The 11304-nt window shown below is 40.8% G+C and carries 11 protein-coding genes and 1 tRNA gene; 7 read left to right on the forward strand and 5 right to left on the reverse strand.

Translation table 11 applies throughout. From position 1 onward, the window contains the following. The first annotated feature begins 14 nt into the window (after positions 1-14). Complete coding sequence (locus QZ488_RS21570) at positions 15-170, forward strand: DUF418 domain-containing protein (protein WP_366509075.1); 156 nt, start codon at positions 15-17, stop codon at positions 168-170. Positions 171-537: 367 nt separating this feature from the next. Here the strand turns inward: QZ488_RS21570 and QZ488_RS19285 are convergent, their stop codons facing one another. From QZ488_RS19285 to QZ488_RS19305, 5 genes are all read right to left on the reverse strand, one after another. Next, entirely contained in the window at positions 538-876 is a 339-nt protein-coding gene (locus QZ488_RS19285) for a TusE/DsrC/DsvC family sulfur relay protein (RefSeq protein ID WP_293751799.1), read from the reverse strand. 5 nt (positions 877-881) lie between these two features. Beyond that, the gene (tusB, locus tag QZ488_RS19290; protein ID WP_293751801.1) at positions 882-1166 is read right to left on the reverse strand and encodes a sulfurtransferase complex subunit TusB; all 285 of its coding nucleotides are present in this window, start codon (positions 1164-1166) and stop codon (positions 882-884) included. Further along, positions 1166-1534: a sulfurtransferase complex subunit TusC gene (gene tusC, locus QZ488_RS19295; protein ID WP_293751803.1), complete on the reverse strand. Its 369-nt coding sequence runs from the start codon at positions 1532-1534 to the stop codon at positions 1166-1168. The genes tusB and tusC overlap by 1 nt, the downstream gene beginning before the upstream one ends. Further along, a complete protein-coding gene (gene tusD, locus QZ488_RS19300; protein ID WP_293751805.1) occupies positions 1531-1920 on the reverse strand; it encodes a sulfurtransferase complex subunit TusD in 390 nt (129 codons plus the stop codon). Before tusD ends, tusC begins: the two co-directional genes overlap by 4 nt. An 84-nt stretch (positions 1921-2004) precedes the next feature. Next, on the reverse strand, positions 2005-2673 hold the full coding sequence (locus QZ488_RS19305) for a Bax inhibitor-1/YccA family protein (protein WP_293751807.1): 669 nt from the start codon (positions 2671-2673) through the stop codon (positions 2005-2007). A 269-nt stretch (positions 2674-2942) separates the two neighbouring features. On the opposite strand from QZ488_RS19305, the gene QZ488_RS19310 reads away from it, so the two are divergent. From QZ488_RS19310 to QZ488_RS19335, 6 genes are all read left to right on the forward strand, one after another. Beyond that, a tRNA-Ser gene (locus tag QZ488_RS19310) sits at positions 2943-3034 on the forward strand. A gap of 673 nt (positions 3035-3707) precedes the next feature. Then, the gene (locus tag QZ488_RS19315; RefSeq protein ID WP_293751809.1) at positions 3708-4286 is read left to right on the forward strand and encodes an RNA polymerase sigma factor; all 579 of its coding nucleotides are present in this window, start codon (positions 3708-3710) and stop codon (positions 4284-4286) included. Beyond that, positions 4286-5461, forward strand: coding sequence for a FecR domain-containing protein (locus tag QZ488_RS19320; RefSeq protein ID WP_293751811.1), 1176 nt, complete (start codon positions 4286-4288; stop codon positions 5459-5461). The genes QZ488_RS19315 and QZ488_RS19320 overlap by 1 nt, the downstream gene beginning before the upstream one ends. Before the next feature lie 142 nt (positions 5462-5603). Beyond that, the gene (locus QZ488_RS19325) at positions 5604-8288 is read left to right on the forward strand and encodes a TonB-dependent receptor (protein WP_293751813.1); all 2685 of its coding nucleotides are present in this window, start codon (positions 5604-5606) and stop codon (positions 8286-8288) included. A 167-nt stretch (positions 8289-8455) separates the two neighbouring features. Further along, entirely contained in the window at positions 8456-9862 is a 1407-nt protein-coding gene (locus QZ488_RS19330; RefSeq protein ID WP_293751815.1) for an aspartate ammonia-lyase, read from the forward strand. Positions 9863-9907: 45 nt separating this feature from the next. Then, a complete protein-coding gene (locus tag QZ488_RS19335; RefSeq protein WP_293751817.1) occupies positions 9908-11218 on the forward strand; it encodes a dicarboxylate/amino acid:cation symporter in 1311 nt (436 codons plus the stop codon). Positions 11219-11304 lie beyond the last annotated feature (86 nt).

Below are 11304 nucleotides of genomic sequence, written 5' to 3' on the forward strand. Positions count from 1 at the left end.
TTGAATTTTTATATATAGTTTTAGCCTTCATTATTGTACAAATCATCTCGGCTAATCTTTATTTACGTGTATACAAACAAGGGCCTTTGGAATGGCTTTGGCGAACACTTTATAATAAAAGTATAGAAAAAAAACTTGAGGCAAAACTAGATGGGCAAGTGTTGAAATAGGTGCCTCTGTAATTTTCTATAGGCTTAGGCTTTGTATGTGATTTGGCTTATATATCAGCATAAAGTTTCCTTTCGTAACCCAAACAGCTAATTTAAAAGCGATTATTTTTACCGGTTAAGATACCAAACCAAATGATTGAAAGGATTACTTAGCAGATCAAACGTAAGCCGTAGCCTAAAGTATGTAAAAATTGCGGCCACCCATTGGGCTCCCATGTTTTGAATCGAAGTGCTTCATTGCTTTGAGTACCCCAACAGAATAAAGGGGTCGTAGTCAAATTAAGTGAAAATATTGATTAACGCTCATATTTAATTAAGACAACTTTCAACCAACGCCCTTGTTTTAGCTTAAATTCTTACGCATCGATTACAAACATTTAGCCGGTTTAGGTAAACCTGCTATTTTCGTTGCCTGTTTAGCTGGGCCTTTTGGAAACAATTTAAACAAATAACGGCTATTGCCTTTTTCAGGACCAAATTCATTGGCCATGGCTTTCACTAAGGCTCGCATCGCTGGGCTGGTATTAAACTCAAGGTAAAACTGGCGCACAAATTTCACTACTTCCCAATGATTCTCTGTTAACTCAATGTTTTCTGTTGCAGCTAGTACAGGTGCTAGTTCTGTTTGCCAGTCTTGCACATCCAGCAAATAACCGGCTTTGTCGGTGGCAATCGTTTTACCTGAAAACTCAAAATAATAATCCATTGTTTCTACCAGCTCACTACATTGTCATATTCTAAACTGAGCTCAACGAACTGTGCGTAAGTGATCAGTTGGATCTTACCACTTTCTATCACTATGCCTCGGGCCTCTGCATCTTCTTTAAGTACGTATACAGACTGCAAGTCAATTAACTTAGGGTACAAGGTCTTATCCAAAACTGCATAGGTTGCGTCTTGGGTCAGCAGTAGTCCTTCAGTCGGCTGAATGCGTTGCAAACAATGTTGCAACGTTAGATGAGTAAAGGGGCTTGAGGTTATTTTATGTAAATTCATTAAAAGCTCATCACATGCTGCTGTGAAGCCAAAAGGCTGGATAAGTCATCATGTTCTATCAGTGTTACCTCAATGCACAACTGAGTGCTTTTGATGCCTCTTTGCTCCAAGCTTTGTCTACATACATAGATGTTTTCTATGTCGTAAAACTCAAGGGCTTTAAAGGTTTTGTGATAGGCCTTGGCATCGATTGCTGCAGGATCTTGGGATAACAATAGTTGTAACACCCCATCTTCGATAAAAAACACACTTACGTCTTGGGCAAAGTTACTCATGGCCATCGCCATATCCAAGCTTTCTTGGCCGTTTGAAGAGCCGTATGGAGCTGATTTATTGATGATTGCTATGCTTGATGTGAGCTGGCTCAAAATTGAATCAACCTGTCGCTATTATTAATTAATACGGCTAACTCACCTAAACCAACAGACTCAAAAGGCGAGGCTAAACTAAAGTGTGGGTTGTCAGAATCACGTGCATCGTCAGCGGTAGTAATACCTCTTTTACTCGCGGCGCTTACACACACCATCAAAGGTACCTGAAACTCCTTAGAAAGTGTTTGCCATGCAGCGTATAAGTCAAACTCATCAGAGGGAGTGATCTGCAAACTAGAACCATTAAGCGTGCCGCTTTGATAAAAAAAGATGCCATTCACTGTATGTTTTGACTGCACAGCCGCAAGGGCAAAACGATATGCACTGTAAGCGTTTTGTTGTGAAAAGGGGGCGGATGTAACTAATAAAGTAAAAGACGACATAGATTGGCAATGTACCATAAAAGAGAGTCATAAAAAAACGCCCCAGCAAGCTGAGGCGTTATTAATAATTAATCCGTTTAGGAATTAATCATCTCCACCGAAGGCACCTAAAAGATGCAAGATAGAAGTGAATAAGTTGTAAATATTCAAGTACATAGAAACAGTTGCACGAATATAATTGGTTTCGCCACCGTTAATGATGCGGCTCGTATCATATAAGATAAAGCCAGACATGATGAACACAATGGCTGAACTAACGGCTAAGCTTAATGCTGGAATACCCAAGAATATATTAGCGATTGAAGCCACCACAGCCACAATTATCCCTACTAGTAAAAAACCACCCATAAAAGAGAAGTCTTTCTTAGTGGTTAACACGTAACCCGATAAACCGAAGAATACTAAGGCAGTGGTACCAAAGGCTTGCATAATTAAACCTGAGCCACCTGGGAAACCTGCATAGTAGTTCAACATTGGCCCTAAAGAAGCGCCTAATAAACCGGTAAACACAAATACAAACACAATACCCATTGAGCTTTGTGCAGCTTTGTTAAGGAAGAAAATCATCACTAAGGCACCAATACTCATCATCATCGCTGCGCCTTGACCTAAGCCAAGAGACATTGCAATACCAGCACATACGGCACTGAATGTTAATGTCATCGCTAACAACATATAAGTATTGCGAAGTACTTTGTTAGTTTGCAATGCAGAAGCTTCACCTGCACTACTATAGGAAGTTCTTTGTTCCATTATCTTCTCCGAAGGTAAGTTAAAACTAATTGTCTACTAGTAGTGTCTTTGTATGGGGTTTGGTTCACTTTTTCAAGTAATACCGTATTTAATTCTTATTTTAATACGTAACTTGATGTAAATGCGCGCAATCCGTTCAAACTATAATCAATCAGCACGTTTTGTTAAATTAGGGCTTTACAAGGCCTAAAAACGTCACTAATATTCGCATCCTCAATTCGGGGAGGCAAAAAAGCTTAGCTTAGCCACTCAAAATTGTAGAACAATTCGGATAGCTGGCAGAGCTCGGTTTAATGCACCTGACTTGAAATCAGACGTACGGTCAAACGTACCGGGGGTTCGAATCCCTCGCTATCCGCCATATTACAAAAACCCGCTTAAATGCGGGTTTTTTGCATTTAGTCTATAGCGAGGGTAAGACCCCCAACGGTTCTACAAAAACTTCCGTAGGTTTTGAACAAGCTTCGCTTGGAGATGTCCACGACGCTCGAGGCGAGTACCAAGGATGATACGAGTTAATCCCGTCCAGTCGCTCAAACACTCACCCAATACCATCAACCTTAAAATTGAGTTTCTTCTTACCGTTGAAAATATTATCGAGTAATAAACAGTAGTAAACAATCAGTATTATTTTACAGTTTTAACAACTTTTACCTTACGATCATAGGCCGCGATGTTTGCTTTAGTTTTACAACCAAGGCTTTTGTTTATCTGCAAGTGTTGCTTCAAAATTCGACATTTCTTTAAATTATTGTGTTTTATCTTTATTCATTATTGGCACCCAACCCACTCAAATACTTCCCATTTTCCAAATCCTATTTAACCAGCCCTTATTTTTTACACTCATCTGTTAGCGAATTTTCCCACATCCTATTTTTATTATTTTATACAGTAGTGGGTTTTTGCTGTTCAGGCGTTATACACTCATACTGAATACTCTCGGTGTTTTGTATTAAAGGTGTAACTTGTATTTTTTGTCTACTCACTAGGTAGATTGAAAATTTCAAACTTGACAGGAAAAGGTTTGCATAGAAATGGCCGATAATAAACATTCAAAGTCCCGGTTCTCAATTCTGACTGAGTTTAAGAACAGTCAGTTGTCGTTGCGTAGTTTTATTTCTCGTTATGTCATTTCACCACAAGATATTGATGATGTTTCTCAGGAAACATTTTTACGTGCGTACAAAGCTGAAAAAGAAAAAGAGATAGAACACCCTAAAGCGTTCTTATTTCGTATTGCAAAAAATTTAATGTTGTCTGAATTTTCCCGTAAAGCCCGAAAAATCACCGATTATATTGAAGACTACGATGGTTCAGAGGAATTACTCAATACTGATAATTTAGAATCAAATGTTATGGCTCAACAAAAGCTTGGGATCTATTGTGAGGCAGTTGCTTCTTTGCCAACACAGTGTCGAAGAGCCGTTATTATGAAAAAAGTGTATGGAATGCAAAATAAAGAGATAGCAAGACGATTGGAACTGTCGGTTAGTACCGTAGAAAAACACCTTACTAAGGGTATCAGGCGCTTAAACTCAACAATAACTAGTCGTTATGGTGAGCAAAATATTCAGGCTTCGTCGCAAAAATCAAATCAAAGGGGGATGAAATAATGGATAAAATTACTGTGTTTCCTCGTTCCTCAGTTCTTGAAGACGAGGCTTGTCAGTGGATCATCAAATTCGAAAGTGATGATGAACCTTCAAAACAAGACATTCAGCAATTAAACGCTTGGTTATCCAAAAGCCCTGTGCATAAACAAACATTGTTACGCTTGTCAAAAACATGGAGCGATATGGATGTGATGTCGGGTTTAATGATCCCATTAGGGCATTCATTAAAACCTAGTCAAAGTAAGCTTAAAACCTTTGCCTTGACACCACTGCTTTTTATGGCAGGTATTTTTCGGGTATTAGCTAACAAAACTAAGACGTTGTTTGGGCCCATTATTATTTTACCAGCAGTCACACTGGTTATCATGTTCAGTCTGTCATTTTTGGGGACCAGTATAACGCCCGAACTCCCTAACAATATGTACATTACGTCCATTGGTGAACACTCCTCTCATACCCTTGAAGACGGTTCAGTATTAACACTTAACAGCAACTCTCAAGTTGAGGTGAATTATACCCTGAGTAAACGGGTCATAAATTTATTAAGGGGGGAAGCACATTTCGATGTCACATCTGATCCTGATCGGCCATTTGAAGTGTATGCGGACAATAGAATGGTCAAGGCCATAGGCACGGCTTTTTCGGTGTATCGTTTAAAAAATAACATTGAAGTGCTGGTGACTGAAGGTAAAGTTGCTCTCGCGATTATTGAGTCAACCTTGTTTGTTAAGCCCGGGTCATTGCCTAAAGGTCGGGCTAGTGTTGAGCAGACGTTATCGGCTAACCCCATAGAAAATACTGTGACCGTTATTGCATCATTGGTAGCTGGACAAAGTATTTCCATTCCCATCAGTTCTAACTCTGATAGTGTGGATAGTGTGGACAGTTTGAACACACCCGTCATTGAATATGCCCAAGGCGACTTAGTTCGTAAGTTGTCTTGGTTAGATGGTCGATTGGTGTTTGCGGGAGAATCACTGGAGGAAGTAGTGGCTGAGGTGAGTCGTCATACGCCGCTATTAATTGAAGTGACGGATCCAGAACTTAAGAAATTACGAATTGGTGGACAATTTCAAGCAGGAGAAACCGATGCGTTGTTTGATGTGTTAGAGTCGGGGTTCGGTATTAAAATTACTCGATTAAATAAGGGGCATGTGCAGTTAGATGCAAAATAGTTACAATGAACATATAAAAAATATAAATACGGATGGCGGTTTTTTGTCGTTCGTAAGTTATATCTCTTTGAGTGCTGCGAAAAGTATATATTTTACAATTTTTCAGTACTTTAGAGGAATGTTATGTTGTGGTGGTTTATTGATGTTTTCTACGCTTGGCATTGCAAGCGAACAAAAACTGTATCAATTTGATATTCCACAACAACCGTTAGCGAAGTCACTAAATGCATTGTCAGACCATACTAAAACACTGGTATTGTTTCCCTATGATTTAGTTGATAATCGTCAAGGAAACATAGTAAAAGGACAATACACTCTAGTTCAAGCAATAGACCGGTTATTGCACAATACGGGGTTGTTTGGTGGCCTTTCTAAAAAAGAAGTGGTAATGATTAGAGAGCAGCAATCTTCCTCACAAAATAATACAAATAATAATAATGGGAACACAAACATGAAAACAAAAAAAAGTATATTAGCGACCACACTCGCATTTTTATTTTCAGGAGCAACCGTCTCAGGTAGTGCCTTGGCACAAGACGCGCCTAAACAAGATCAAGAAGAACAAGCTGAAGTTATTTCCATCCTTGGAACACGTGGAGCACCTAGAACCGTCACTGACTCGCCAGTAGCGATAGACGTGTTTTCTGGAGAAGAATTCACGGCAAATGGCAACACCGCTGACATTACCGACAACCTTAAATCTTTAGTGCCTTCTTTTACTGCCACTCCAGCAACAGGTGATGGTAGTGCGTTTATCCGTCCCACTTCTTTACGTGGCATGGCGCCAGATCAAACGCTTATTTTAGTAAACGGTAAACGTCGTCACCGTTCTTCATTGGTACAGTTTTTTGCGCCTGCCGCTGGAAACGGTGCTCATGGTGTTGATATCGGCATGATCCCTAGTATTGCCCTTAAAAGTGTAGAAGTACTCAGAGATGGGGCAGCGGCGCAATATGGTTCGGATGCCATAGCGGGTGTTATGAACTTTCAACTGAAAGATGCCAGTGAAGGCGGCAGTGTGGTTGCGCAGTATGGTGAATTTTATGAAGGCGAGCAAAGTTGGATAGTGGGTGCCAACGCAGGTTTTGCTCTAGGAACAGATGGTTTTTTTAATATCAGTTTTGAGACCAATGATAATGAAGCACTTTCTCGTGGTATTCAGCGCGCAGACGGTCAACAGTTAATCGATGACGGTGTTCAAGGTGTCGGTTCAGACTCACCTTTTGGTGATGAACCTTTTGTACAATCTTGGGGCCGTCCAGAAACCAGTGGCACACGGGTAGCCTTTAATACGGGTTATGAAATAAATGATGCTGTCGAATTATATATGCATGGTGGTTATGCTGACACAGATGGTCGTTATCGTTTTTTCTACCGTAACCCTGGACATAGCACTTTGTCTGGTGTGACAAGTCTTCCTGCTGGATATACTCCCTTTCTAGACGGTGCACAAAAAGATACAAGCCTAATAGCAGGTTTTAAAGGTGAAACTAGCTCAGAACTAACTTATAACTTTAGCGCTGGCTTTGGTAAAAACGAATTGGCTTATTACTTAAATAATACCGTCAATTCAGGTTTAACAGTCGACGGCGTCCTAGGTCAAAGAGACTTTGATATGGGGGGTTATGAACAAGAAGAAACGAATCTGAATGCTGATTTCTCTATGCCTTTAAGTGACGATGTTTTTCTGGGCTTTGGTGCAGAATGGCGTGAAGAAACGTTTACTACTTTGGCCGGTGAAGCCGCGTCTTTAATTAGCCCGGGACCAAGTGGCATGACGTCGGTGACACCAGCGGATGCAGGAGAATTTAGTCGTGACAATATTGCCGTATATGTAGATGCTGAATACAATGTATCTGACGATTTATTGGTGCAAGGTGCCCTCAGATATGAAGATTTCTCAGATTTTGGCGGTACAATAAACAGTAAATTAGCCGGTCGTTACAATGTTTCTGACGATTTTGTCATTCGTGGCGCAATTTCTACAGGCTTCCATGCTCCCACTCCGGGTCAAGCCAATATAACCTCTATCATAACTACTTTTGATGGTACAACTGGCGCACAAATTGAAGAAGGCCTAGTCAGAGCTGACAATCCGCTAGCGATTGCAAATGGTGCACAAGAACTGAAAGAAGAAGAGTCGGTTAGTCTTAGCTTAGGCTTTACTTACAGTGGCTTTGAAAACGGTAACTTGTCGGTCGATTTTTACAACACTAAAGTGGATGACCGTATTTACCGTACAGGAAATATCCCCGCTGATACGGGTGGTACAGTGTCGTTTTTCACCAATGCACTGGATGTAGAACATCAAGGTCTTGATTTGGTCTACACCACCTCAATGGATTGGGGAAATAGCGCCGAGAGTAAGTTTACCTTTGCCTATAACCACAACACTATTGACGTGGTTGGCCAGTCTTTGGTTAATGGTATTCAACCAGTCAGTGACGCTTCTGTAGAAGACATCGAAAACAACTATCCTGAAAATCGCTTTGTCGCAACTGCAGTGACTGATTTTTCTGACAATTATCAGGTAATGTTACGGGCTAACTTTTATGGTGAGCACTATGATGAACGTGGAACCATCAATGATGCATCATCTCCATCTGCGCTGGTCGATTCAGTTGTGTTTTTTGATATGGAATTCAACTATTTCGCATCAGAAGACTTCACCTTGACAGCAGGTGTATCAAATATATTTGATACCTTTGTTGATGAAATTGGTGCAGGCAATGCCAACCGTTTAAGTGTGGGCCTACAGTATCCACGTAGAACCCCTGCTAACTACGAAGGTGGATCTTGGTACTTACGAGCTAAGTACGAGTTCTAACCTTCATAAAATAAGCTTCAGGCCAGCTCATGGCCTGAGGTTTCATCTCTTCACCAATAAACTTCGTTCCAAAACAACTAATTTTAATCGCGAGATTAAAATAGAGGGAGCGATCTTGTCTGGTGGATTTGCGCCACGAAAACATTTTAGTCTGTGGGATAAAGTTCATGCCAAAAAGTCGAGACGAAAGAATAGAAAAAGATCTACTGGGATCAGCCCGAATTCCTAACCATGTTTATTATGGGATCCAATCACAAAGAGCAATTGAAAACTTCCAGTTAAGCAATGTGCCAATTCATCATTATCCCAACTTCATCAAAGCGTTAGCCATGGTGAAACAAGCCTGTGCATTCGCCAATCATACATTAGGGCTGCTCGAAGAAAGCAAGTTCTTGGCCATAACGAGGGCTTGCCTAGATGTTAGTCAAGGACAATTGGACCAACATTTTCAAATTGATATGTTGCAAGGCGGGGCGGGCACCTCGGCCAATATGAACGCCAATGAGGTGATTGCCAACCGAGCGCTAGAAATTATGGGGCACGCAAAGGGCCAATATCAATTTCTACACCCCAATGACGATGTGAATAAATCTCAGTCCACTAATGATGTATACCCCAGTGCTATTAAGTTGGCCACCTTACTTAATAGTGTGCCAGTGGTGTCTGAGTTAAGTTCCTTGTCTGATAGTTTTATAGCAAAAGGAGTCGCTTTTTCAGACATAGTGAAAATGGGCCGCACACAGCTACAAGATGCAGTGCCTATGACCTTAGGGCAAGAATTTGAAGCTTTTGCTAAAACCCTAAGAAAAGACCGAGCGTATATTCTTAACGTTTTAACCCTGTTATATGAGCTTAATCTAGGTGCTACCGCTATTGGTACTGGTGTCAATGCTGATCCTAAATTTGGCCTGCTGGCGGTTAACCATCTAAAACAGATCTCTGGTTATCCCTTTAGGCAAGCCACTAATTTAATTGAAGCCACGGCCGACACTGGATGTTTTGTTGCATTATCTTCGGCTTTGAAAGGTACTGCAGTTAAGTTATCGAAAATTAGTAACGATCTGCGCTTGCTAAGTTCTGGTCCAAGAGCAGGCTTGCATGAAATTAACCTACCAGCAGTGCAACCCGGTTCTTCCATCATGCCCGGAAAAGTTAACCCGGTCATTCCTGAGGCGGTCAATCAGGTTGCTTACAACATTATTGGAAATGATCTTGCCATCACTATGGCTGCAGAATCTGGACAATTACAACTGAATGCAATGGAACCCCTTATCCTATTTAAACTTATGCAAACTACCGAATTAATCAGTCGAGCCATGTTTATGTTAAGGCGTAAATGTGTCGATGGCATCACCGCAAATAAATCAATCTGTGAAAATTATGTGACAAATAGTATTGGATTGATTACCTGTCTAAACCCGCTTTTAGGTTACGAAAATACCAGTGAAATTGCTAAACAGGCCTTGTCCAGTGGTAAATCAGTGACTGAGTTAATTGTAGAGCAAGGTGTAATGAAAGCGGATGAAATATCCGATTTCATCCGTCTCCAGACCGCCGCTAACCCCTTGCAATGAATGTCAGACTTGTGATTTTAACTGCTAACTAAGAAAGGTTTCATTATGCAAACAGAAAAAACCAAGTTGGGTCTTACCGCGCGAATTTTTATTGGCATGCTGGTGGGAATCATCTTCGGCACTCTCATTAGAAGTTTATATGACGAGCAAGGCGATATTGTCTTTAACTTATTTGGAATGACTTATTCAGCCAAGGCTTTGGTTGTTGATGGGGTGCTTTATTCGGTTGGGCAAATATTTATCGCTAGTTTAAAAATGCTGGTGGTACCCCTAGTGTTTGTCTCTTTAGTATGTGGTGTGAATGGACTCTCTGATCCCGCTAAGTTAGGTCGTTTAGGGGGTAAAGCAATTTTGCTGTATATAATGACTACTGCTATTGCCATTACTACGGCTATCTTTTTTGCTTTATTAGTGTCTCCCGGTGATGGTGTTAGCCTAATCGCAGATAGTCAATATGTTGCCAAGCAGGCACCTTCTTTAGCGCAAGTAATTATTGATATCTTCCCAGATAACCCATTTAAGGCAATGGCTCAAGGGAACATGTTACAAGTTATTGTGTTTGCGTTGTTATTTGGCATTTCCATTGCTTTAAGTGGTGAAGCGGGCAAAAGAGTCGTAGGGTTATTCGATGATCTGAACGTAATCATCATGAAATTAGTCACTGTTTTGATGAACCTCGCCCCTTATGGAGTATTTGCATTAATGGCAAAACTCTTTGCCACTATTGGTATCGATACCATTTCAAGTCTGCTCAGCTATTTTGTCCTAGTGTTGTTTGTTTTAGCCGTTCATGCGTTGGTATCTTATCCGATAATACTGAAGCTGTTGAGTGGCTTAAATCCATTACTATTGTTAAAAAAAGTCAGGGATGCCGCTATTTTCGCATTTAGCACTGCAAGCAGCAGTGCAACCCTGCCAGTGACTATAGAGACTGCTATTCATAAACTTGGCGTGAGTAATTCGGTGGGCTCATTTACCTTGCCACTAGGTGCAAATATTAACATGGATGGTACGGCAATAATGCAAGGCGTCGCGACAGTTTTTATTGCCCAAGTGTATGGCGTTGACTTGTCCGTTTCAGATTATTTATTGGTTGTGCTGACTGCAACGCTGGCTTCAATAGGCACCGCTGGTGTGCCTGGTGTAGGGTTGATTATGCTTGCTATGGTATTAGAACAAGTCAATTTACCAGTTGAAGGCATTGCTTTAATCATTGGTGTCGATAGGTTGTTAGATATGACTCGCACAGCCGTTAATGTTACGGGGGATTGTATGGTGTCTTGTATTGTCGCAAAAAGTGAAGGTGAGCTTGATGAGAAAGTGTATCGGGATCCCAATGCTGGCAGACCAGAGTAGCGGTAATTGTAATACCATATATGGACCCTCTCCAATTGCAAGACACCAATTTGACTGATTAACAACACTCATTGCTGCCATATATT

It is taken from the genome of uncultured Paraglaciecola sp. (assembly GCF_913020055.1).
Lineage (GTDB): Bacteria > Pseudomonadota > Gammaproteobacteria > Enterobacterales > Alteromonadaceae > Paraglaciecola.

Excerpts from the sequence above, each read along its gene's own strand:
- QZ488_RS19330 (WP_293751815.1), top strand. The coding sequence starts at position 8,456 with ATGCCAAAAAGTCGAGACGAAAGAATAGAAAAAGATCTACTGGGATCA.
- QZ488_RS19335 (WP_293751817.1), top strand. The coding sequence starts at position 9,908 with ATGCAAACAGAAAAAACCAAGTTGGGTCTTACCGCGCGAATTTTTATT.
- tusD (WP_293751805.1), bottom strand. The coding sequence starts at position 1,920 with ATGTCGTCTTTTACTTTATTAGTTACATCCGCCCCCTTTTCACAACAA.
- tusB (WP_293751801.1), bottom strand. The coding sequence starts at position 1,166 with ATGAATTTACATAAAATAACCTCAAGCCCCTTTACTCATCTAACGTTG.
- QZ488_RS19325 (WP_293751813.1), top strand. The coding sequence starts at position 5,604 with ATGTTTTCTACGCTTGGCATTGCAAGCGAACAAAAACTGTATCAATTT.
- QZ488_RS19315 (WP_293751809.1), top strand. The coding sequence starts at position 3,708 with ATGGCCGATAATAAACATTCAAAGTCCCGGTTCTCAATTCTGACTGAG.
- QZ488_RS19320 (WP_293751811.1), top strand. The coding sequence starts at position 4,286 with ATGGATAAAATTACTGTGTTTCCTCGTTCCTCAGTTCTTGAAGACGAG.
- QZ488_RS19305 (WP_293751807.1), bottom strand. The coding sequence starts at position 2,673 with ATGGAACAAAGAACTTCCTATAGTAGTGCAGGTGAAGCTTCTGCATTG.
- QZ488_RS19285 (WP_293751799.1), bottom strand. The coding sequence starts at position 876 with ATGGATTATTATTTTGAGTTTTCAGGTAAAACGATTGCCACCGACAAA.